This is a genomic window from Neobacillus sp. FW104-15D2 (genome assembly GCF_058790155.1).
The window spans coordinates 82,023-105,828 of the sequence record NZ_JBYTCJ010000020.1; the positions used below are offsets into that span (position 1 = coordinate 82,023).

25 protein-coding genes are annotated in these 23,806 nt (G+C 39.9%); all 25 read left to right on the top strand.

Annotated features, from left to right (window positions below; genetic code table 11):
• Window positions 1–218 precede the first annotated feature (218 nt).
• The 25 genes from spoIVA (at window position 219) to AC3WR0_RS16415 (ending at window position 23,702) form a co-directional block, all read left to right on the top strand.
• Window positions 219–1,697 carry a stage IV sporulation protein A gene (gene spoIVA / locus AC3WR0_RS16295; protein ID WP_027323814.1) on the top strand — a complete coding sequence of 493 codons (1,479 nt, stop codon included), beginning with the start codon at window positions 219–221 and terminating at the stop codon, window positions 1,695–1,697.
• Between the two features lie 846 nt (window positions 1,698–2,543).
• Window positions 2,544–2,816: an HU family DNA-binding protein gene (locus AC3WR0_RS16300; protein WP_027323815.1), complete on the top strand. Its 273-nt coding sequence runs from the start codon at window positions 2,544–2,546 to the stop codon at window positions 2,814–2,816.
• 184 nt (window positions 2,817–3,000) lie between these two features.
• Window positions 3,001–3,564, top strand: coding sequence for a GTP cyclohydrolase I FolE (gene folE, locus AC3WR0_RS16305; protein ID WP_492553293.1), 564 nt, complete (start codon window positions 3,001–3,003; stop codon window positions 3,562–3,564).
• A 117-nt stretch (window positions 3,565–3,681) separates the two neighbouring features.
• Window positions 3,682–3,918, top strand: a complete 237-nt coding sequence (gene mtrB, locus AC3WR0_RS16310; RefSeq protein WP_027323817.1) for a trp RNA-binding attenuation protein MtrB — start codon at window positions 3,682–3,684, stop codon at window positions 3,916–3,918.
• Window positions 3,919–4,278: 360 nt separating this feature from the next.
• Window positions 4,279–5,118 carry a heptaprenyl diphosphate synthase component 1 gene (locus AC3WR0_RS16315; RefSeq protein ID WP_492553294.1) on the top strand — a complete coding sequence of 280 codons (840 nt, stop codon included), beginning with the start codon at window positions 4,279–4,281 and terminating at the stop codon, window positions 5,116–5,118.
• A gap of 5 nt (window positions 5,119–5,123) precedes the next feature.
• Window positions 5,124–5,828, top strand: a complete 705-nt coding sequence (locus AC3WR0_RS16320) for a demethylmenaquinone methyltransferase (protein ID WP_492553295.1) — start codon at window positions 5,124–5,126, stop codon at window positions 5,826–5,828.
• Window positions 5,829–5,869: 41 nt separating this feature from the next.
• Window positions 5,870–6,832 (top strand): heptaprenyl diphosphate synthase component II, encoded by a 963-nt coding sequence (gene hepT / locus AC3WR0_RS16325; RefSeq protein WP_492553296.1) that lies wholly within the window; start codon window positions 5,870–5,872, stop codon window positions 6,830–6,832.
• 96 nt (window positions 6,833–6,928) lie between these two features.
• Window positions 6,929–7,375, top strand: coding sequence for a nucleoside-diphosphate kinase (gene ndk / locus AC3WR0_RS16330; RefSeq protein WP_492553297.1), 447 nt, complete (start codon window positions 6,929–6,931; stop codon window positions 7,373–7,375).
• A 112-nt stretch (window positions 7,376–7,487) separates the two neighbouring features.
• Window positions 7,488–8,261: a CheR family methyltransferase gene (locus AC3WR0_RS16335; RefSeq protein ID WP_492553298.1), complete on the top strand. Its 774-nt coding sequence runs from the start codon at window positions 7,488–7,490 to the stop codon at window positions 8,259–8,261.
• Between the two features lie 163 nt (window positions 8,262–8,424).
• The gene (gene aroC, locus AC3WR0_RS16340; RefSeq protein WP_492553299.1) at window positions 8,425–9,600 is read left to right on the top strand and encodes a chorismate synthase; all 1,176 of its coding nucleotides are present in this window, start codon (window positions 8,425–8,427) and stop codon (window positions 9,598–9,600) included.
• Window positions 9,600–10,676, top strand: coding sequence for a 3-dehydroquinate synthase (gene aroB / locus AC3WR0_RS16345; protein WP_492553300.1), 1,077 nt, complete (start codon window positions 9,600–9,602; stop codon window positions 10,674–10,676). The genes aroC and aroB overlap by 1 nt, the downstream gene beginning before the upstream one ends.
• A gap of 10 nt (window positions 10,677–10,686) precedes the next feature.
• Entirely contained in the window at window positions 10,687–11,055 is a 369-nt protein-coding gene (gene aroH, locus AC3WR0_RS16350; RefSeq protein WP_492553301.1) for a chorismate mutase, read from the top strand.
• Between the two features lie 80 nt (window positions 11,056–11,135).
• Window positions 11,136–12,233, top strand: coding sequence for a histidinol-phosphate transaminase (gene hisC / locus AC3WR0_RS16355; protein WP_492553302.1), 1,098 nt, complete (start codon window positions 11,136–11,138; stop codon window positions 12,231–12,233).
• 52 nt (window positions 12,234–12,285) lie between these two features.
• Complete coding sequence (locus AC3WR0_RS16360) at window positions 12,286–13,392, top strand: prephenate dehydrogenase (RefSeq protein ID WP_492553303.1); 1,107 nt, start codon at window positions 12,286–12,288, stop codon at window positions 13,390–13,392.
• Between the two features lie 27 nt (window positions 13,393–13,419).
• Window positions 13,420–14,709, top strand: a complete 1,290-nt coding sequence (gene aroA / locus AC3WR0_RS16365; RefSeq protein WP_492553304.1) for a 3-phosphoshikimate 1-carboxyvinyltransferase — start codon at window positions 13,420–13,422, stop codon at window positions 14,707–14,709.
• Window positions 14,710–15,415: 706 nt separating this feature from the next.
• Complete coding sequence (locus tag AC3WR0_RS16370) at window positions 15,416–16,315, top strand: hypothetical protein (RefSeq protein WP_492553305.1); 900 nt, start codon at window positions 15,416–15,418, stop codon at window positions 16,313–16,315.
• 26 nt (window positions 16,316–16,341) lie between these two features.
• Window positions 16,342–17,601, top strand: coding sequence for a tetratricopeptide repeat protein (locus AC3WR0_RS16375; protein ID WP_492553306.1), 1,260 nt, complete (start codon window positions 16,342–16,344; stop codon window positions 17,599–17,601).
• Between the two features lie 40 nt (window positions 17,602–17,641).
• Entirely contained in the window at window positions 17,642–18,208 is a 567-nt protein-coding gene (locus tag AC3WR0_RS16380; RefSeq protein WP_492553307.1) for a ReoY family proteolytic degradation factor, read from the top strand.
• Between the two features lie 554 nt (window positions 18,209–18,762).
• On the top strand, window positions 18,763–19,227 hold the full coding sequence (locus tag AC3WR0_RS16385) for a YpiF family protein (RefSeq protein ID WP_492553308.1): 465 nt from the start codon (window positions 18,763–18,765) through the stop codon (window positions 19,225–19,227).
• A gap of 140 nt (window positions 19,228–19,367) precedes the next feature.
• Window positions 19,368–19,874: a Rieske (2Fe-2S) protein gene (locus tag AC3WR0_RS16390; RefSeq protein ID WP_492553309.1), complete on the top strand. Its 507-nt coding sequence runs from the start codon at window positions 19,368–19,370 to the stop codon at window positions 19,872–19,874.
• A gap of 3 nt (window positions 19,875–19,877) precedes the next feature.
• Window positions 19,878–20,552, top strand: coding sequence for a menaquinol-cytochrome c reductase cytochrome b subunit (gene qcrB / locus AC3WR0_RS16395; RefSeq protein WP_027323834.1), 675 nt, complete (start codon window positions 19,878–19,880; stop codon window positions 20,550–20,552).
• A 59-nt stretch (window positions 20,553–20,611) separates the two neighbouring features.
• Entirely contained in the window at window positions 20,612–21,382 is a 771-nt protein-coding gene (locus AC3WR0_RS16400; RefSeq protein WP_492553310.1) for a c-type cytochrome, read from the top strand.
• Window positions 21,383–21,512: 130 nt separating this feature from the next.
• Window positions 21,513–22,106 carry a lipoprotein heptaprenylglyceryl N-acetyltransferase LhaT gene (lhaT, locus tag AC3WR0_RS16405; RefSeq protein WP_027323836.1) on the top strand — a complete coding sequence of 198 codons (594 nt, stop codon included), beginning with the start codon at window positions 21,513–21,515 and terminating at the stop codon, window positions 22,104–22,106.
• A 66-nt stretch (window positions 22,107–22,172) separates the two neighbouring features.
• Window positions 22,173–22,967, top strand: coding sequence for a sporulation protein YpjB (gene ypjB, locus AC3WR0_RS16410; RefSeq protein ID WP_492553311.1), 795 nt, complete (start codon window positions 22,173–22,175; stop codon window positions 22,965–22,967).
• Between the two features lie 57 nt (window positions 22,968–23,024).
• Window positions 23,025–23,702 carry a zinc metallopeptidase gene (locus AC3WR0_RS16415; protein WP_492553312.1) on the top strand — a complete coding sequence of 226 codons (678 nt, stop codon included), beginning with the start codon at window positions 23,025–23,027 and terminating at the stop codon, window positions 23,700–23,702.
• Window positions 23,703–23,806: the final 104 nt, after the last annotated feature.

The window sequence follows — 23,806 nt, forward strand, 5'->3', positions numbered from 1 at the left end:
ATATCATAGATTTCCTGCTGTTTTCTTATAACCCTTATTTCATAAAAGTGCAGACATAAATATAATTTCAGAAGTTCCGGCAATTTTTCGTTAAGGGGGTAAAAAATTTAAAAAATCAGGCATAACCACATAGGACAACATCATAAACATATACTGTCCAAAAATACCTAAAAAGGATAATTTTATCCCACTAACTCTATGATCGGGAGGGGACTCACTTGGAAAAGGTAGATATTTTTAAAGATATTGCCGAGAGAACAGGCGGTGATATTTATTTAGGGGTTGTAGGGGCGGTCCGAACAGGAAAGTCCACATTTATTAAAAAGTTCATGGAGCTGGTTGTTTTACCGAATATAGCCAATGAATCAGACAGATCCCGTGCTCTGGATGAGCTTCCTCAGAGTGCTGCAGGAAAAACAATCATGACCACAGAACCAAAATTTGTTCCAAACCAGGCTGCAAGTGTACATGTTGGAGAGGGCCTAGAAGTAAATATCAGGCTCGTTGATTGTGTCGGCTATACTGTTCCCGGGGCTAAGGGCTATGAAGATGAAAATGGGCCTAGAATGATTACGACACCATGGTATGAGGAGCCAATCCCTTTCCATGAAGCAGCTGAGATAGGCACAAGGAAGGTTATCCAGGAGCATTCAACTATTGGAGTAGTTATTACTACTGATGGAAGCATTGGTGAAATTCCTAGGGGCAGCTACCTTGAGGCAGAAGAAAGAGTCATCGAAGAACTGAAAGAAGTTGGAAAGCCATTTATTATGGTTGTGAATAGCGCTCAGCCATACCATCCTAGTACGGAATCCTTAAGAGCAAGCCTGGCAGAGAAGTATGATATTCCAGTATTGGCAATGAGTGTGGAAAGTATGAAAGAATCTGATGTCCTAAGTGTGATGAGGGAAGCTCTCTATGAATTCCCAGTGCTTGAGGTTAATGTTAATCTTCCAAGCTGGGTAATGGTCCTCAAAGAAAACCACTGGCTGCGTTCCAGCTATCAGGAAGCGGTTAAAGAGACAGTAAAGGATATTAAGAGACTGCGAGATGTAGACAGAGTTGTTCAGCATTTTAGTGACTTTGAATACATTGAAAGGGCAGGGCTAGCTGGCATGGAAATGGGGCAGGGTGTGGCAGAAATTGACCTATATGCACCTGATGAGCTGTACGATGATATACTCAAAGAAATTGTTGGAGTTGAAATTAGAGGTAAGGATCACTTGCTGGAATTGATGCAGGATTTTGCCCACGCTAAAGCCGAATACGATCATATCTCTGATGCTCTGAAAATGGTTAAACAAACGGGATATGGCATTGCTTCTCCGACCTTAACGGACATGAGCCTTGAAGAGCCTGAAATTATCCGCCAGGGCGCAAGATTTGGCGTACGGCTAAGAGCTGTAGCTCCTTCCATTCATATGATTAAGGTAGATGTGGAATCGGAATTCGCCCCGATTATTGGAACTGAGAAACAAAGTGAGGAACTTGTTCGATACCTAATGCAGGACTTTGAAGATGACCCGCTGTCAATTTGGAATTCGGATATTTTTGGACGCAGCTTAAGTTCGATTGTAAGAGAAGGCATTCAAGCAAAGCTAAGTTTAATGCCAGAGAATGCAAGATATAAATTAAAAGAGACACTTGAAAGAATCATTAATGAAGGATCAGGCGGATTAATTGCCATCATTCTATAATCATGGGGCTCCCTTTGGGGGTCTTTTTGTTTTTGGACGTGTTAAAGATGATTTTCACTATGTTGATTAGAGAGGAAGTACGAGACTCTTTATGCTTTCGCAAAATTTCGTGCGATGTAAATTCCTAGATGTTTTCCTTGTGCTATCGCCTTTCCTTCGTACCTCGGCGATTTCAAGGGTTCTATTCAATGTCCTGGGGGAAAAGCAGGCCTGGGAGCCCCAGCAGGCTCAAAGCGCCGAGGAGAAGGAAGGACTGAAGCGACCTAGAGGGCTATGTGCTGAGATTTCCATTAGCTTTTCTGTCCGAATCATGGCTTCATTCGGACTAGCTGTTTGATAGGCTCCTGGCTCGCCCGCGGAAAGCGAGCGCCGTTAGCGAAAATCAACATGCAAGTTTGTCAGAGCATCTATTTTATTATCTATGAAAACTTATTACTACAAAATTCGACAAATCTTTAGTATCCAGAGAGATAAAAAAACTTGGGGGGTATTCGGCATTAAAACTGGAACAATGGCCATAGAATAGGCTTTTAGAAGTCGAAAAAAGCGTAAAAACCAGTAAAAATTCCTTCTGGATGAAAACATTCCCATTATTTTATGAATTATTCTTGATATGAGGATTTTTATGTGATAATCTTTTAACAGAATTAGCAATAGCAGCAAAAAGCCTTTATTTTATTGGGTTTTTTGCAAAAAATTGATTGAATTCTTTAATGTGTTGCTTTAATATTAGCACTGTCAACAAAATATGCGTATTGACGTATAGAATTGGCGAAATTTGTTTAGAAATGTAGATAAGTAATCTTATTTACAATTTTTTATACATTTTGGGAGGAGGTGAATAGCATGAACAAGACAGAACTAATTAACGCAGTTGCTGAAGCTGGTGAACTTTCTAAAAAGGATGCTACTAAAGCAGTTGATGCTGTTTTCGATGCAATCTTAAATGCACTTAAAAATGGTGATAAAGTTTCTCTAATCGGATTTGGTAACTTTGAAGTTCGTGAGCGCTCCGCTCGTAAGGGTCGCAACCCACAAACTGGCGATGAAATTGAAATCGCTGCAAGCAAAGTTCCTGCTTTCAAACCAGGTAAAGCGCTTAAAGATGCTGTAAAATAATTACATAAACATATATGCTTTGAGCGAATGCTTAAGCGAAAAGACCGCGGATCAGTTCTGCGGCCTTTTTGCTTTTAACGGGAGTATGGTTAAAATTCTATAATTTTGCATGGAATCATGGATATGCTAATATGGATTTGAACTTAATAGATAAAACGTTATACATACATTAGGAGGAAGCACCATGACAAACGTCAATCGTGCCCAAATAGAAGAAGCAGTTCGTTTAATTCTAGAGGCAATCGGAGAAGACCCAAACCGTGAAGGTTTGCTTGATACGCCAAAGCGTGTGGCGAAAATGTATGAGGAAGTATTTAGTGGCTTAAACGAAGATCCTAAGACACACTTTGAAACAATTTTTGGGGAAGACCATGAGGAACTAGTCCTTGTTAAAGATATACCTTTCTATTCGATGTGTGAACATCATCTTGTACCTTTTTTTGGTAAAGCCCATGTTGCTTACATTCCAAGAAACGGCAGGGTAACCGGTTTAAGTAAACTTGCCAGGGCGGTTGAGGCTGTTGCAAAAAGACCTCAGCTTCAGGAAAGAATCACTAGCACAATAGCAAACAGTATAATGGAAAAGCTTGAGCCTCACGGCGTAATGGTAGTGGTTGAAGCAGAGCATATGTGCATGACTATGCGTGGGGTAAAAAAACCCGGCTCTATGACGGTCACTTCCGCAGTCCGAGGAACTTTTGTTGATAATGCTATTGCCCGTTCTGAAGTATTATCTTTAATAAAATAATGGTTTTGTAAAAAGCTTTGTTAGTTTGCCGGAAACGCTACTTGGAACGAAAATCAACAACCAAGTTTAACAGCAATTAATAATTAAAATAACAAAAGTAATTGTGAGGGATTAAAAATGGCAAAAGCGGATGCCCAGAATTCCGATTATATCGTTATTAAGGCTATTGAAGATGGAGTCAACGTCATTGGCCTTACAAGAGGAACAGATACGAAATTCCATCACTCTGAAAAGCTTGATAAAGGAGAAGTTATGATTGCGCAATTTACGGATCATACCTCCGCTATTAAAATCAGAGGCCATGCTCAGATATTAACATCCCTTGGCGAAATTGAAAGTGAATTGAAGAAATAGCTAATTCAGAACGGTATACCAGCCGTTCTGTTTATTTTAGAGAATAATATTATAACGAAATCCTGCTGCCTGAGCTAATAACATTTAAAATTAACTTTATATAAAGCTGGCCTATATAAATGTGAAAGTCCATTCGGTTTATCGGTTTAGACAAAATATGGGAATACATCCACTGCTACAGAGCGCATTTATTATTAATTTTGTGAAAGCTGTTTATTAAAACGTCTTTTATGATATAATTGTGTCTGCTTGTTTATCTATAGTATTGATTAGAAAATGTTAAAAACAACCCATGTTTTTCGGGTATACGGGTAATATATAAACATATGGAATATACATCCATACTATTTGGGAGTAAGGGTGATCAAATTGCGAGATATACGGACAAAACTGACAGCTTTTAAAGAGCAGCTTGAGCAAAAGGTGTTTCACCCTTACTTGCTCAATTACATACAAACTCCCATGGTGGATGAAGATAAACTTTTACTCTTAATTTCTATAATGGACCAGCTAGGATTGTCCGGAAAAGAAATGAAGAATTATGCATTGCCAACGATGCTTGTCCAAATTGCTCTTGATACTCATGAAAACGTTTCGAACCAGGATGCTTCTGAACAGGACGATACACAATTACAGTCTCGCCAGCTTACAGTTCTCGCAGGAGACTATTACAGCGGACTTTATTATGCACTTCTTGCTGAAATAAATGACGTACTTATGATTAGGGCACTATCAAAAGGGATTAAGGAAATTAATGAGCATAAGATGTCTGTTTATCACAAGGATTTTGAAGGAATTGAAAAATTAATGGCCAGCATTAGAACAATTGAAGGTTCTCTTATTTGCCGCCTTTCAGATTATTTTCATGCCGGAGGCTGGGGAGAGCTGGCTGCCGACCTTCTCTTTGTAAAACGGCTTATAAATGAAAAAGCACAATACCTTCATGCCGGTACATCTATTTTATTTGATGCTTTAAAGAAAACTGCATTTCCCAAAAATGAACTCAAATCTAAGGACATTTCAAAAGAGCAGCAGTCTTATCTTCTTTTGGTTTGTGATAAATATATAGAATATACAAAAGGCGTAATTGAAAAAGGGATGAAACAGGTTCCTTACCTGAATGAAGTACTGGAACAAAGAATTGCTGACATTCTTGGTCAGCATCAGCCCCATGCAAAAACATTCGTGGAAGAAGGTTAATCTAGATGCAGCAAAGTAAAGAAGAACGGGTTCATAATGTTTTTGAGAAAATCTATGATAACTACGATAAAATGAACTCCGTAATCAGCTTTAAGCAGCACATAAGATGGCGGAAAGATACAATGAAAAAGATGAACGTTCAGCCAGGCTCAAAAGCACTTGATGTATGCTGCGGCACTGCTGACTGGACCATTGCTCTTGCTGATGCTGTAGGACCTTCCGGTGAAGTCACCGGCCTTGATTTCAGCCAGAACATGCTGAAAATTGGGCAGGAAAAAGTAGACCAGCTTCATCTGAAACAGGTTAATCTTGTACACGGCAATGCAATGGAGCTGCCTTTTGCTGACAATACATTTGATTATGCTACAATTGGATTTGGTTTGAGGAATGTACCGGATTATATGCAGGTCCTAAAGGAAATGCATCGTGTTATAAAACCGGGGGGGCTGGCAGTGTGCCTTGAAACCTCACAGCCTACGATAATTGGCTTCAGGCAGCTTTACTATTTTTATTTTAGATTTATTATGCCGGTATTTGGGAAGCTCTTTGCTAAAAGTTATAATGAATATTCATGGCTTCAGGAGTCCGCAAGAGATTTCCCCGGGATGAAAGAGCTTGCCGGAATGTTCGAAAAAGCCGGTTTTAAGAAGGTAATGTTTAAGCCCTATAGCGGGGGAGTAGCAGCCGTTCATATTGGTAAGAAGAACTGAAAATAGGGCGGTTAGAAGGATAAAAAGCTGGGTGAATACAAATGAAATTAAAAATGATGTATTCATTTTTGAATTCGGATATTAACATTATAGAGAAGACCTTGGAGGAAACGATTCAGCCAGATTCGTTATTGCTTAAGCAGGCCTCCTTACATACACTTCAGGCCGGCGGAAAAAGGATACGGCCTGTATTTGTATTGCTGTCAGGAAAGTTTGGCGATTATGACATTAATATAATGAAAAACGTTGCCGTAGCCCTTGAATTAATCCATATGGCGTCATTAGTTCATGATGATGTAATAGACGATGCTGACCTGAGAAGGGGGAAGCCTACCGTTAAATCAAAATGGGATAACCGTACTGCCATGTACACAGGCGATTATATTTTTGCCCTATCCCTTGAATTAATGACTGAAATCAAGAACCCCATAGCCCATCAAATTCTTGCAAATACCATTGTGGAGGTTTGTATTGGGGAAATTCAGCAAATTAGGGAAAAGTATCAATATAATCAAAACCTTCGTGATTATTTGCGGAGAATTAAAAGAAAAACGGCACTTTTGATTGCGGTAAGCTGCCAATTGGGCGCAATAGCTGCGGGTGTGGAGGAATCAATTCATAAGAAGCTCTACCGTTTTGGTTATTATGTGGGGATGTCATTTCAAATTACAGACGATGTTCTTGATTTTACAGGAACAGAAAAGGAACTGGGCAAACCTGCAGGAAGTGATCTTTTACAGGGAAATATAACTCTTCCAGCACTTTTTGCTATGCAAAATCCTAAGTACCGTGCTGAAATTGAAAAAGTAAACGAACATTCAGAACCATCCCATATGGAGAGTATAATCTCGTTGATCAAGCAATCAGGGGCAATTGAGGAATCACTTGAAATCAGTGATCGATATCTGGATAAAGCATTAGCTATTCTGGATGAACTTCCTCCAAATAAAGTAAAGAAAACACTTAAGGATATTGCCAAGTTTATTGGCAGACGGAAATTTTAAGAAGGTTGCTAAATTTTCAAAACAATGTTAATATTTTCGTGGATTGTCCATTCAAAGGATAACCGATATCATACATATGGTTTAGGAGTGGAGTACATGGAAAAAACATTTTTAATGGTTAAACCAGACGGAGTTCAAAGAAACCTGATTGGTGAAATCGTTTCCCGTTTTGAAAGAAAGGGCTTTCAATTAGCCGGTGGCAAATTAATGAGCATTCCTAGAGAATTGGCAGAGGAACATTACGGTGAGCATAAAGAACGTCCATTCTTTGGTGAACTAGTTGATTTTATTACTTCCGGACCAGTTTTCGCAATGGTTTGGCAGGGTGAAAATGTAATTGCTACTGCTCGCCAAATGATGGGGTCCACAAATCCAAAGGATGCTGCACCTGGAACAATTCGTGGTGAGTTCGGCATTACTGTCGGAAAAAACGTCATCCATGGATCTGATTCACCTGCAAGTGCTGAACGTGAAATTGGTTTATTCTTTAAAGAGGAAGAGCTTGTTGAGTATACGAAATTAGTAAACGAGTGGGTATACTAATTTAGCTGAAAAAAGGTACTTGTATTCTATACGGGTGCCTTTTTTCATTTGGCGGGGCTATACTTATGGTATATTCCGTTATCCCAGAAAGACTGCACAAGGAGCTTCAATCATGAGTCAGGATTATCAACAATTTGTTGGAAATATTAAAAGAAAAACAGGGGTTGACCTTTCACTTTATAAAGAAGCACAAATGAAAAGAAGGTTAACCTCTCTGTATGAGAAAAAAGGCTTTTCAAATTTTCGTGAATTTTTTTCCGAATTAAATAGAAATAATGAACTCTTAAATGAATTTCTGGACAGAATGACTATCAATGTATCAGAATTTTACCGTAATTATAAGAGATGGGAAGTCCTTGAAACAAAAATCCTTCCAAAGATTCTCGAAAGGAACAAACAGCCAAAAATATGGAGTGCTGCATGTTCGACTGGAGAAGAACCATATACACTTGCGATGATTATGAGGAAGTTTCTTCCTTTAAAAGATATTCAAATTATGGCAACTGATTTGGATACTAATGCAATTGCCCGGGCAAAGCTTGGCATCTACCCTGAGAGATCTTTAAATGAAGTGCCTGATCCGATTAAAAACTTATATTTCACAAAGGAAAATGAATATTTTTATGTGAAGGATGAAATAAAACGAACTGTAACCTTTAAAAAACAAAATTTATTGGCTGACTCATTTGGAGGTCCATTTGATTTAATTGTTTGCCGCAATGTCCTCATTTATTTTACTGAAGAAGCAAAAGACGGGCTTTACCATAAGTTCAGCTCAGCATTAAAGAAAGACGGAATTTTTTTTGTGGGAAGTACAGAACAGATATTTAATCCTAATATTTATAATTTCGAAACCGAAGATACGTTTTTTTACAAAAAAAAATAAAAATATTGAGGGAGCCAGCAGACAGCTGCTCCCTTTTTGGATTAATACGGTATGAAAGTATAAAATAAAAAGGCACCTAAAAATTTTTACTTTTTACTATAATTATCCGTTTTCGTATGTTATATTGAATAAAATAATTTAGCGCGTTGAAGGGGGAAAGAGAATGAGATATTTAACAGCTGGAGAGTCACATGGACCACAGCTTACCGTAATTATTGAGGGACTTCCGGCAGGAATGCCGCTTACAGCAGAGGATATAAATACAGAATTGGCCAGAAGGCAAAAAGGCTATGGACGTGGCAGAAGAATGCAGATCGAAAAAGACCAGGCGGAGATTCTTTCTGGTGTCCGTAATGGTTATACGTTAGGCTCTCCCGTAACCCTGGTTGTAAAAAACAACGATTGGAAACACTGGGTCAATATTATGGGAGCAGAGCCATTGGAAGACGGCATGGAGGACGAAATCAAGAGAAAAATATCAAGGCCGCGGCCGGGACATGCTGATTTAAATGGTGCCATTAAATATGGGCACAGGGATATGAGAAATGTTCTTGAACGTTCTTCAGCCAGAGAAACAACGGTAAGAGTCGCAGCAGGAGCAGTGGCTAAAAAGCTTTTATCGTTACTTGGCGTTGAACTAGCCTGCCATGTAACTGAAATTGGCGGAATACAGTCTAAATACAATCTTGCAGATCATACGCTCGGAGAAATGAAGGAAATAACTGAAGCCTCACCTGTTAGATGTCTTGATTTTGAAGCTGGTAATGAAATGATGAATAAAATAGATGAAGCGAAGAACAATGGTGATTCCATTGGCGGGATCGTTGAAGTGATGGCTGAAGGAATGCCTATTGGTGTTGGAAGTTATGTACATTATGACAAAAAACTTGATTCAAGGCTTGCTGGTGCTGTTGTAAGCATTAATGCTTTCAAGGGAGTAGAATTTGGAATTGGCTTCGAGGCAGCAAGAAAGCCAGGAAGTGAAGTACATGATGAAATTATTTGGAACAAGGATAACGGCTATACAAGGAAAACAAACCGTCTGGGCGGGTTTGAGGGCGGAATGACTAATGGCATGCCAATCATTGTAAAAGGGGTAATGAAGCCTATTCCAACACTTTATAAGCCACTTCAAAGTGTGGATATTGAAACAAAAGAACCGTTTGCTGCAAGTATTGAACGTTCTGACAGCTGTGCGGTTCCTGCAGCCGCTGTGGTAATGGAAAATGTGGTTGCTTGGGAACTGGCAAGTGCTCTTACAGACCAATTTTACAGTGACAGGCTTGAATCGCTTGCTGAGGAAATTCGCAGACAGCGGGAATATGCGAGGGAGTTTTAATGGAAAGCATATCCATTGAAACCCAGTCAAAATGCTATCATGTCTTCCTTGGAAGTGGAAGCGCAAATGAAATAGTCCCTTTTTTGCAGAAGGAACTGAAGGGCTTTAGCAAGGTTATGATTATTACAGACGAAACGGTAGGAGAAATCCATCTTTCGTTTTTATTAAATAAGATAAAACCCCTGACTCCTATTATTTTTCAGGCACCTTCCGGTGAAGCCTGCAAAACCTTTGAAGTCTACTATTCAGCTATAAGCGAAGCCTTAAAAAATAACCTGGACCGCAAGTCAGTTATTCTTGCCTTTGGGGGAGGAGCTGTGGGGGACCTTGCTGGATTTGTTGCAGCTACCTATATGAGAGGAATAGCTTTTATACAGATACCAACGACAATTCTCGCCCATGACAGTTCGGTAGGAGGCAAAGTAGCTGTTAACCATCCTCTTGGGAAAAATATGATTGGGGCTTTTTATCAGCCCGAAGCCGTTTTCTATGACCTGGATTTCCTTAAAACTCTTTCGCCAAAAGAAAAACGTTCGGGGTTTGCAGAGGTAATCAAGCATGCTCTTATTCAGGATAAGGAATTCTATCAATGGCTCCTATTCAACGTTAAGGATCTAAGCAGTCTAAAAGAAGAGGAGCTTGCTAATTGTCTTAAAAAGGGGATAAAAATTAAAGGCAGTATTGTTTCGCAGGATGAAAGGGAGAATGGGCTAAGGGCAGTCCTCAATTTTGGCCATACTCTTGGCCATGCGATTGAGTCCGAACTTGGATTTGGGAAGATCACTCATGGTGAGGCCGTAATGATTGGTATGGCCTTTGCCCTTGACATAAGTATGAAGCATATCAAAATGGATTTTAATCTGGCAGAGTTCCGAGCTTGGGCAGAAAAGTTAGGTTATCAATTAAAGGTCCCTGCGGAGTTAACTATAGAAGGACTTTTAAAAAAAATGCTCCATGATAAAAAGTCAGTTGAAGGCAAGGTTAATTTTATTCTGTTGGAGGATGTTGGCAAACCAGTAATTGTTCCTTTATCAGAGGAAGCATTGCGTGAGCAGCTTGTTGGATTTAAACAATAGGAGGTAGTTTATGATCAGAGGGTTGAGAGGTGCTATTACTGTCGCGAAAAATGAGGAAGCAGAAATTCATGCTGCCACCGAAAGGCTTTTAAGAAAAATGATTGATAATAATCAGATTTCTCCAGACCTGGTTGCATCCGTTTTTATTTCTGCAACACATGATCTGACCGCAGGATTCCCTGCGAGGGCTTTAAGGGAATTAAACGGGTGGAAATACGTTCCAGTTATGTGCATGCAGGAGATGGTTGTTCCTGAATCACTAAAAATGTGTGTTCGTGTGATGATGCATATCAATACTGAAAAAGGACAGGAGCAGCTTAAACATATTTATCTTGAAGGTGCCAAAGTACTGCGTCCGGATTTAAATGAAGAAGAATAAAAAAACATATTATGGTAGACTAAAAAAAACATTCCTTTAGTTCGTTAATGGAGGAAAGTAAATTTGATGAGGTGAAGAAAATGAGATGGAAAGAACAACTGCTTGATTTAACTCCTTACCAGCCAGGAAAGTCAATTGAAGAAACAAAAAGGGAATTTGGCCTTGAAAAAATCGTTAAACTGGCCTCAAATGAAAATCCTTTTGGCTGTTCAAAAAAAGTCCTATCTGCACTGAGAGAAAATCCCCCAAAGCCTGAAATTTATCCTGACGGCTATGCAACTGTTTTAAGGGAGACACTTTCCTCTTCAATGAATGTACAGCCAGACCAGCTCATTTTTGGAAATGGTTCGGATGAACTAATTCAAATTATTTCAAGAGCGCTTCTGCATCCCGGTGCTAATACTGTAATGGCAGCCCCTACATTCCCTCAATATAGGCACAATGCCGTTTTGGAAATGGCAGAGATAAGGGAAATCCCTTTAGTAAATGGAGAGCATGACTTGAAAGGCATGCTGGATGCTATAGATGAAAGAACCAATGTTGTATGGCTTTGCACTCCAAATAACCCTACGGGAACTTACATAAAAAATAATGAATTGGAAGCTTTCCTGGAAAAAGTACCACACGATACTCTTATTGTAATAGATGAGGCGTATGCAGAGTATGTGGAGGCTGAAGATTATCATAATACAGTTGACTTAGCAAATCGATACGAAAATCTGATTTTATTAAGAACCTTTTCAAAAATATACGGGCTGGCGAGCTTGAGAATTGGTTATGGTGTAGCCCATCCAACGATTATCAGCAGGCTTGAGCCGGCAAGGGAACCTTTTAATACCAGTTCATTCGCTCAGCTTGCGGCCAAAACAGCTGTGGATGACAAGGGGTTTTTAGAAGAGTGCAAGAAACAGAACAGAGAGGGGCTTAATTCTTTTTACCGTTTCTGTGATAAGCATGGTCTTGAATATTACCCATCTCAGGCTAACTTCATTTTAATCAACTTCAAACGTGACGGGGATGAAGTTTTTCAATATCTTCTATCAAGAGGTTATATAGTAAGATCAGGTAAAGCCCTTGGTTTCCCTACATGTGTAAGAGTAACTGTTGGATCTCAGGAACAAAACGAAGGCCTTCAAAGCCTTATACTCGATTATTTGCAGTCTGGAGTATTGAAATAATCTATTAAGATCCAATAGAAGAGGATATTTTTCGTTATAGGGCGGGGATTAAATGGAAGGCAGGATATTGATCATCGGATTAGGCCTTATTGGCGGTTCGCTTGCAATGTGTATTAAAAAAGCACATGAAGGCTGTCGGATCATTGGGTTCGATGTAAGAACAGAAGACGCCAAATTGGCCAAAACTCTGGGGATAATTGATGATTTTTGCATTCAATATGAGGAAGAAGCTCAGCAGGCAGATTTAATTATTATAGCAACTCCTGTTAGGGAATCTGAAAAAATTATCAAAACTCTCGCTTCCCTGCCGTTAAAACAAGGTGCAATCGTAACGGATACAGGAAGTACAAAGGGAAAGATAACGATAAGTGCAGCTGATTTATTGCAGCAGGGTATAACATTTATTGGAGGCCACCCGATGGCGGGTTCCCATAAAAGCGGGATAACAGCAGCAAAAGAAATTCTGTTTGAAAATGCGTTTTATTTACTTACGCCGGACGAGCAGATTTCCTTGGAAAAAGTGGAGCAGTTAAAAGAGTGGTTAAGAGGAACAAATGCTAAGTTTATAGAAATAAGCCCTGTCCATCATGACTATATAACAGGTATGGTAAGCCATTTTCCCCACCTGATTGCTGCTTCACTGGTACATCAGGCAGAAAAACTGTCAGAAACTCAAACTCTTATTCCACGCCTTGCGGCAGGTGGTTTCAGGGATATTACCCGCATTGCTTCGAGCAGTCCTGAAATGTGGAGGGATATTTTACTCCACAACCGTGACCATCTGCTGGATCTTTTACATGACTGGGAGAAAGAAATGGAAATTGTAAAACAAATGATTGCGGAAGAAAATGGGGAAGGCATATTTGACTATTTTAATGGTGCAAAGAGGTTTCGCGATGGTTTGCCTGCACGAGAAAAAGGAGCAATTCCGGCCTTTTATGATCTTTATGTGGATGTGCCTGACTATCCAGGGGTCATTTCTGAAATAACCGGGTTTCTTGCAAAGGAGAATATCAGTATAACTAATATTCGTATTATCGAAACCCGGGAAGAAATCTACGGTGTATTGGTAATCAGCTTTCAGACTGATGAGGACAGGCAAAAAGCAGCCAGCTGCATAGCCCATTATAGTAATTATGCCACTACCTATAGCTCATAAGGTAATCTGAAAATAAAGGAGATTTCAATGAAGACTAGGCTTTTAAAATCACATTCTGGGATTCTTGAGGGAACGGTTGCTATTCCAGGCGATAAATCTATTTCTCATCGTTCTGTGATGTTTGGGAGTATCTCACAAGGCGTCACAACAGTAACCAACTTTTTGCCCGGGGATGATTGCTTAAGCACCATCTCGTGTTTTCGTAAATTGGGTGTAAAAATAGAAGAGCACGCTTCAGGTGAACTAAGGATTTATGGCAGCGGATTTCAAGGACTTAATGAACCAAAAGAAGTTTTAAATGTTGGTAATTCAGGAACGACCATAAGACTTATGATGGGAATACTGGCGGGAAGGGACTTTTTTTCTGTACTTGAAGGAGATGAATCCATTGCCCGAAGGCCTATGACAAGAGTAGCCACTCCTTTAAGCCAGATGGGCGCAAAGATTGACTTCCGGAACGGAGGTTTCGCTCCCATCAGCGTTAGGGGTGGAGCTTTAAATTCTTTTGAGTATAAACTTCCTGTTGCCAGTGCTCAGGTGAAATCAGCAATATTATTTGCGGGTCTCCAAGCCGAGGGTGAAACTGTTATTACAGAACCTGAGGAAACAAGAGATCATACTGAACGAATGATTCGCCAATTTGGCGGAACAGTTGAAAAAGAAGGAAAGAATATTAAAGTTAAGGGTGGCCAAAACCTAAAAGGTACCTCAGTCCGGGTTCCAGGTGATATTTCGTCTGCAGCATTTTTTCTAGTAGCAGGAGCAATATCGGAAGGAAGTTCCATTACTCTTGAAAACGTGGGCTTGAACCCTACGCGATCTGGGATAGTTGATGTACTAAATGAGATGGGTGCGGATTTGCAAATCCTTTCAAAGGACCTTAAAGCGGCTGAACCAGTAGGAACCCTGTTAATACGTTCTTCTGGGCTGAAAGGAACCACTGTAGGCGGGGAAATGATTCCCCGGCTAATTGACGAAATCCCCATCATTGCCCTTCTTGCAACCCAGGCAGATGGTGTAACGGTTATTAAAGATGCAGGTGAACTTAAAGTAAAAGAAACTAACAGGATAGATACTGTGGTTGGAGAATTAAAAAAGATGGGCGCGAACATTGAAGCAACAGACGATGGAATGATCATACAGGGGCCAACAGCCTTACATGGAGCAAGTGTATCCAGCCATGGGGACCATCGGATTGGCATGATGCTTGCTGTTGCTTCTTTAATTTCTGAAGGTGAAACAATATTGGAGAATCCGGAGGCAATCTCAGTATCCTACCCGAAATTTTTTGAAGACATTGATCGGCTAAAAAAGTAAAACAGCTTCCCGCTGTTTTATTTTTTTGTTAATCAGGATTATTTATATAATTATGAACCCGAGACGGGACAGGATAAGGAAGGCTTCGGCAGCTATATCACTTCGGCAGCTATATCATTGCACGAAGGAAAGCATAGCTTAGCTTTTTCGAGGATGTACCGTTTTGAGAGTGAGAAGTCAAACTAGGGTATCCGCTAAAGGGGCTGGACGAATGTCAGTTCTAAGCTAAGAAGAATTTATAACCATAAATTCTTCTGAACTAGTGGAACTATGGCTCTGTTCTCACCTAAAGGCCCGCATTGGCCGAGTTTTTCTAAATTGTTAAGAAAGTAAAGTTTTACCTTTTAAATTGTCTAGTTCCAGCGCCCAGCGAGTTTTCATCTCTGAAAATCTTCCTTGAGTATCTTGCATCAAGTATGACCTTTAGGTGATACTTGGTGCAGCTAGTGTCCATCCCGCTTCTCCCTACGATAAGTCAACATCGAAAGGCTATACCTTTCGTGTATCCTTTATCTCAGTCGAAGTGGAGGCGCGCAGGACGCGTGTCAGAAAGGCGTTGCCACAGGAAGTGGCAATCTTAGCCTTTCTTCAAATGTCCATACGTCGCTGAACGGGCGCTTGCGCTTTTCTAATAATAAATTTCTGATGGCATAATTGAACAAATTCTACAATAGCCTGTCTTAAGAAGGTAAAAGGAGGGTTCGTTGTGCCTTATATTATTGAAAATGCAATTATTCGTAAAGAAAATAGGATTGTTGAAAATACGATGATGGTAAATGGAAGCCGTATTGTATCCCTTTTTCAATCTGCACAAAAATCTGCCTTAATGAAAATGGACGCGAGTCCTTATGTAATGACTCCAACATTTGCTGTCCTTGACACAGGCTTTGCTGAAACTGAATCTTATTTGGAATTAAAGGATTATTTCATTAATCACTTCCTATCTAAAGGCTGTACGATTCTTCTAACATATGTTAAAGTTACCTCCGAAAAAGAGATAGACGTACAACTAAAACTTCATAAAAACCTTTTGATAAACTCCCCGATCGATTATGTGATTGGCATCCGTATATCTATTAAACAGCTAACTGCTGCAATAATAAGAAAGTGTAAGAAAGATAAGCTCCCAGCCATTTTTATCGAAATAGGAGAAAAGGAGGATTTGGACAAGGTTCCATGGGGATGGATAAGAGAGGCTATGTTTCCATATAATTGCCCGCTCATTCCCGTACTAAATAAGGTTCCACCTAAAAAACGATCCTCCATCCTTTCAGAATGGCATGATAGAATGAAAGCAGAAAGAATTCCATCTCTCCCTCAAGAAATCTGTGATAACATTCCGCTATCCCTTTCTGTTTTAAATAAAATTGGCTTATTGCCTGAAAGGACAGGGCTCCTGCACGGCGGCGAATTAAGCTATAATTTGTATGAGAAGAATGAAAAAATCCTGAATGTTGATACAAAAGATTTATTTCTTTATCATAAAGAAAGGCTGCTTGTAACGGTTCATAAAGGCAAGGTTATCATGGCGGGCAAGGATGTTTTATATAAACCCGGTTATGGCGAACATATTAATGTTACTACGCCTTCCTATTTTTCTTATTAATATAGTTGATTGAGAGGATTTTTAAAATGGATAAAGTAGAAAGAATCATCCAGCTTCTAGAACAAGGCGATCATGAAACTGCCATGAAAGAATATAAAAAGGTATTAAAAAATGGCACTGCTGAAGAAAAATATGATTTGGCAGAGGAATTTTTTCAATACGGGTTTCTCAATGAAGCAAAAGCGCTTATTGAAGATCTTTTGAAAGGTTTTCCCGAGGAAGGCGAGCTTCTAGTTTTGCTGGCTGATATTCTCATTGAAGCAGGCAATGAAGAAGAGGCACTTCTTGTACTGGAGCGCATTTCCCAAAGTGACCCATCCTACCCGCAGGCACTTCTCCTAATGGCTGACCTTTACCAGCTGCAAGGACTTTATGAGGTTAGTGAACGGAAACTTTTAAACGCTAAGGAGATTCTGCCTGGTGAAGTTATAATCGATTTTGCTCTTGGAGAGTTATTCAAGGAACAGGGAGAAGTAGCTAAGGCAATAAAGGCCTATAAAAAGGTTCTGATGGAGCAAAATGAAGTAGCAGGGGTAGATGTTAACCAAAGAATAGCAGATATCCTAAGCTTATCTGGAGCGTTTGAAGATGCTCTCCCATATTATGAAAAAGCCTTGGAAGATAAGCTTGAAATAAACACACTTTTCGGTTTTGCCTTCACTGCTCTGCAGGCAGGCTATTATAGGATAGCAATCGAGAAATTCATTGAGTTGAAGGAGCTAGATCCGGAATACCATTCTCTGTACCTTCACCTGGCTAAGGCTTATGAGAGTGAAGAAGAACTGGAAAAAAGCCTTGATGCGATCAAAGATGGCATTAAACAGGACGAGTTTAGTAAGGAATTATATTTTTATGGCGGTAAGATATTGCTTAAGCTTGGCAGGGAAGAGGAAGCAGAAAATTTATTAAGAGAATCAATTGCTCTTGATCCCGGCTATACAGAAGCTATTCTTACACTTAATAAACTATTTCTTCATGAAGAAAGATTTGAGGATGTACTGGACCTTATTAAGGAAACAGAGGTCGAGGAAGCGGAAGAGCCGCAGATGTTATGGGATGCGGCAGTAGCTTATCACAAAATTGAAGAATTTTCACATGCATTAAACAAATATGAGTCTGCATATACTTTTCTAAAGAATAATGAAACTTTTCTTCAGGATTACGGATATTTTTTATTAGAGGAAGGAAAAAACACCAAAGCCGCCGAAATTTTTAAACAGCTGCTAAAAATTGATCCAACTAACGGGGAGTACCTCGAAATACTTGGACGCCTGACTGAAATGTAAACGGGATGTAAGAAAAAAGAACGCAGAGGAGGGAATCTTAATGGCAACCCCTGTTTCTGTCAACGAGAAAAAGGATTTTATTCGTTGGTTTTTAAACCATTATCAGCTAAAGAGAAGAGAATGTGTGTGGATATTAAACTATTTAATGAGCCACGATCAATTAATGGAAAGAGTCCATTTTGTAGAACACGCGCAGTACTGTCCCAAAGGGCTGATCATGTCCACCCATTGCGTTGACAAAGTTCCATTTCGTTTTTATAAAGAAAACGTGATGACCACCGACGCGGAAAAATCTTTCCATGACATTCGCCTTAATAGGGAGGAAGAAATTTACATTCAGCTTAATTTTCATGCCTCAAATAAGATTCACCAGTACGCCGCGGTTCTGGAGGAAAACCCATTCATCCCTGCCCATTTGCAGGAAAACGAGAAGGACGGCGAGCTTGCCGAACAATTTTTAAACAGCAGCATCGAAAGGTTTCAGCGGGAAAAAATTCTTCATCTAATTGATGAAGCTCTCGACAAGCAGGATAAAGAGATGTTTCGGTTGTTAACGGAACAATTAAATAGCATCAGAGACCACGTCAGTAATGGAAGCTTGCTTTAGGGCAGGCTTTTTGTTTTGGAAAAAAATCCTGTCTTTAATTGAAACATCAATCGTAATTACATATGATGCTGATTGTAAAAGAGTTTCGATATACCGGTTGTTGCTGATAAGTCTCAAACTCCAAATCCTAAGATTAGGTTTCTCAGACAAACCTATTGCTCATATAAAAGGATATGTCTTGTAATTGTGCTCGTGGTCAAATCTTTGTCACTTCTAAAAAGAATGTCCCTGAAAGCGCCTATCAGAGATAAAGCTCAGCCTTCTAAAAATAATTATCCTCTATGCCGCCTCTCGGGGCGAATCACAGACACTGCTAAAATGATTTGTCCTTTTGACTTTCGAGGAGCTAAACTCCGTGCAGATGCACTAGTAGGAGGTACGACGGTTCGTTTTCGCAAAGGGAGCAGATTCCCTGTCTTTTTTGTGAAATATTAATAGGTTAAGGAAGAAAAGCCAAATTAAGAGAGGTGTTACCTTAACTAATATAGTAATTTTTTGTGGTTTTTTGCTTTCATGGTAAGATAAAAGAAAGTTTAAATGCTGGAGTGAAGAAAATGAAATGGGTTCCCCTTGATATTGAAATGTACATAAATGCAAAGGAGTTTGTTGATACGGCAGTGGTCGCTCTGCATCCAGTCTCATTCGGAGATGAGATGAAGCAGTCTGCATCTATGCACGATTTTATCAGCTTGCTGACAAATCAATTAGAGAGGCAATTTACAGGCAGAATGGTTCTTTTTCCTGCTTATTCATATCTTAAAAAAGAAAGAATGGACAAGCCGCTTGAGGAACTGCTTGAATGGGAGAAAAGTTTAAAAGAAAACGAGTTTAAACATATATTTTATATAACCTCTGACAGCGATTGGAGGATGCATGAATCGTCCCTTACAGGGGCTGTATTATGGATGCCTCTCCTTCCCCTTGAAAGCATGGATGAATCACAAAAGGTCTCTTTAATTGGAAGCCAGGTAAAGCAGCTGCAGAATTTGTTCACCCAGAAATGGAGAGAAAATGAGTAAACTAAATTTTGAAGGGAACAATGCTATACTATTATATTGACCTTGCTTAAAGATTGATATATCATGAGTATGTCCTAGTTTTATATGTGTATAATTTATGTCCGATGGACTTCACTTCGTCAATAGAGGGGGGATAAAGCATGAGCAAGCATCGAGTTTCTAGACGCCAATTTTTGAGTTATACTCTGACTGGTGTAGGCGGTTTCATGGCTGCAGGTATGTTAATGCCTATGGTTCGTTTCGCCGTTGATCCAGTTTTACGGGCTGAAGAAGCCGGAAGTTTCACACCGACAAAGCAAAAAGTAGATGAATTGACATCAAAACCTGTACGCGTCGACTTTACCTTCAAGCAAAAAGATGCATGGTATGAGTCAGAAGTTACAAGCACTGCATGGGTTTACAAGGATGACAATGGGAAAATTATGGCCCTATCGCCTGTTTGTAAACACCTTGGATGTACTGTTGGCTGGAATACGAGCAAGGAGCACCCGAACCAATTTTTCTGCCCTTGCCATTATGGCCGTTATGAAAAGGACGGTACCAACATTCCTGGTACACCACCATTAGCACCACTAGATGTATATCCGTACAAAGAAAAAGGCGGCTACCTGTATTTAGGGCAGGCTAAACCACGGAAGGAGGCGTAATCGTTGTTAAACAAAATTTACGACTGGGTAGATGAACGTTTGGATATTACGCCTTTGTGGCGCGATATTGCAGACCATGAGGTACCGGAACATGTAAACCCGGCACACCATTTTTCTGCGTTTGTATACTGCTTCGGCGGTTTGACGTTCTTTGTAACTGTAATTCAAATTCTTTCTGGTATGTTCCTCACCATGTATTATGTACCGGATATTAAAAACGCCTGGCAGTCTGTCTATTACCTGCAAAACCAGGTAGCATTTGGACAAATCGTTCGCGGCATGCACCACTGGGGTGCGAGTTTAGTTTTGGTAATGATGTTTTTACATACATTACGCGTATTTTTCCAAGGAGCATATAAAAAACCTCGTGAGCTAAACTGGGTTGTCGGAGTACTTATTTTCTTCGTCATGATGGGTCTTGGTTTTACTGGTTACTTATTGCCTTGGGATATGAAAGCGTTATTTGCGACAAAAGTAGGTCTTCAAATTGCTGAAGCTACTCCGTTTATCGGTTCATATGTGAAAGTCCTGCTTGCCGGCCATGAACATATTGTCGGTGCGCAAACATTAACCCGTTTCTTTGCAATCCATGTATTCTTCCTTCCAGGAGTATTGCTTGGCCTGATGGGAGCACACTTCTTGATGATTCGCAAACAGGGTATTTCAGGACCGCTATAAAATATGGCGATATAGATAGACGGAAGTTTATCTATACATAAAAGGAGGGAGATTGCTCGATGCATCGCGGTAAAGGTATGAAGTTCGTAGGTGACTCTCGTGTATTGGCACCATCAGAACGTAAACCGAACATTCCGAAAGATTATTCGGAATACCCTGGTAAAACTGAAGCATTCTGGCCTAACTTCCTTTTGAAAGAATGGATGGTAGGTGCAGTTTTTCTAGTTGGATATTTATGTTTAACTATCGCACATCCGGCTCCGCTTGAAAGGATTGCGGATCCTACGGATACTGGTTATATTCCATTACCAGACTGGTATTTCTTATTTTTATACCAATTGTTAAAGTATTCTTATGCATCAGGTCCTTATACAATTATCGGAGCATTTATTATTCCAGGCCTGGCTTTTGGCGGATTACTGCTTGCGCCGTTTATTGACCGTTCAACAGAAAGACGCCCTATCCGACGTCCTGTTGCAACCGGTATGATGCTGTTAGCACTGGCAGCTGTTGTTTTCCTAACTTGGCAGTCAGTTGCAACTCATGACTGGGCTCAAGCGGAGCGCCAAGGTAAAATCACCTTTGGACCTAAAATTGATAAGAATGCAGAAGGCTACAAAATTGCTTCTACAAATGGCTGTCTTGGCTGTCATGGTAATGAACTAGGCGGCGGCATGGGTCCTAAATTGTTTGATACAGGCCTAAAACCTGAAGAAATTGCTCAAATAGCAAGACATGGTAAAGGCAAGATGCCTCCAGGTGTTTTTAAAGGAACAGATGCTCAGCTTAAAACACTTACCGAATTCATTTCTGGACTTAAGTCAAAATAAAACCATTAAAAAGCTGACGAGACTCGTCAGCTTTTTTTAAAACTTTACATATTTGCTTAGAAAACAAGGTAATGGAAAGACTTGAAATAGAAAATTTTAAGAAAATAGTCAAAAGAAAAGGGGACTAACATTGAAGTGGATTTATCCTTTATTGGCAAACAGAAGTTTTTTATGGCTTTTGCTTGTGGTTAACATAGCAGGGACTGCCTACGGCTATTACTGGTATGGCTGGCAGCTTGCAGATACGCCGGCAATTTTTCTTCCGTTTGTTCCTGACAGCCCAACTGCAAGCTTGTTTTTTGTTTTTGTCCTATTAGCCTTCTTATTGGGAAGAAATTGGCCTTTATTGGAGAGCTTGGCGATTGTTACTCTTTTTAAATATGGCATATGGGCGGTTGTCATGAACCTGCTCGTATATTTTGTTAATGGATATCTAGACCCAATAGGCTTGATGCTGATGATATCTCATGGTGCAATGGCCATACAGGGAGTCCTGTACGCACCTTTTTACAAAATTAAATGGTGGCATTTCTTTGCTGCGGCCATTTGGACATTACATAATGATATAATTGATTATGTTTTCTTTATGCTCCCGCGCTATCAAGATCTTGATAAATATATCCCTCAAATTGGCTATTTTACTTTTTGGCTGTCCATTGCCTCTTTAGGCGTGGCCTATTATTTCTGTTTGCGCCCTAAACACTTTAAATTAGACATCCATTGATTTAAAAAGTGGTCTTTACTTGTCCATCCCTGCATACATTTTAGTAGTATGAAAGGGGGGACAGGGATGAAGGTAAAATGGATGCTGATCATCGTTTTTGCTTTTTTTATATTGCCAATTGCAACAGCTGCAGAACAGCTGTCACCTTTAGAAAAACTAGATGAAATTTCAGACGAAGCCCTTCAAATGGTGAAGTCTCAAAGATATGATGATGCAAAAACAATACTAAACTATTTTTCAAGTGAATTTCCGCAAGTCTCACAAAAAGACAGACCTCTTACACTGGATGAATTAAGAATTATAACCATCTCACATGATGAAGCCCTTGAAGCCGCAGCAAGCCCCAGTATGAAGTATGAAGACCGTATGAATAAGGTAACGAAATTCCGCCTTGCAGTTGATGCACTTGCGAGCGGCCGTCATCCTCTCTGGGTTGAAATGGAAAAGCAGGTGTTGGGTGCTTTCCAGCAGGCTAAATCTGCAGCCTTTCAAAAAGATGCCATCTCATTTCATGATCAGTTTAATCGGTTCTTGTCCCTCTATGATGTTGTGTACCCTAGTATGAAAATTGATATTCCTGCAGAAGATATTCAAAGGCTGGATGCTAGAATAGATGCAATTGATCATTCTCTTCCAAAGGATATATTTGATTCAAAAGGGAAGCAGGAATTAGAGACAGCCCAAATGGATCTTGAAAATATTTTTTCCAAAATGGATGAAGACCAGGCTGATCCTTCGTTATGGTGGGTTATTATTTCAACCGGAAGTATTATCACCATGACATTATCATATGTAGGCTGGAGAAAATATAAAGGGGATAAAGAAGAGCGGAAAAACCACTCAAGAGAGCATAAAAATTGACTCTATTTGCGGCCGTCATTAAAATGTAATACAACCAGAGCTGATTGGGGGTCCCATATGTACTTAATTTATTTTGCGATAATTATCTTGGTCCCGCTTTGGGCCCAATTGAGAGTGAAAGGTGCTTTTGCCAAATACTCAAAGGTACAATCTTCTTCCTATAGAACAGGAGCCGAGGTTGCACAGACGATTTTAAATGCTAATGGAATTTATAATGTAAGTGTTCAACAGGGAAGCGGGTTCCTCAGCGACCACTATGACCCGAGGGCTAAAATGGTACGTCTGTCACCCGATATCTACCATGGCCGTTCACTTGCAGCAGCTGCTATAGCAGCTCACGAGGTTGGTCATGCCATACAGGACGCAAAGGGGTATGCTTTTTTACGTTTTAGGCATGCTCTCGTACCAGTTGCCAACTTAGGGTCTAACTTTTCATGGATACTGATCTTGATAGGTATTTTTGCACATTTATCAGGAATGATTTTATTAGGAATTATCTTTATGGCAGCAGCCGTATTATTTCAGATTATCACTCTGCCTGTTGAGTTTAACGCGTCAAATAGGGCGATGCAGCAGGTGGTATCGCTTGGCCTCGTTTCAGGAGGAGAAGAAAAGAAAACAAGAAAAGTTCTTAATGCAGCTGCATTAACATACGTCGCTGCAGCGGCCGTGGCAGTCCTTGAGTTGCTCAGACTAGTACTAATATATACAGGTATGAGCAGAAATAATGATTAAAACGCACTGAAAACAGTGCGTTTTTATTTGGTGTGCCAGGCATGGCAACTATCTAGGTGGTGAAAGTCCACTGTGGGGGTACACATCGACCAACCACTAAGGAA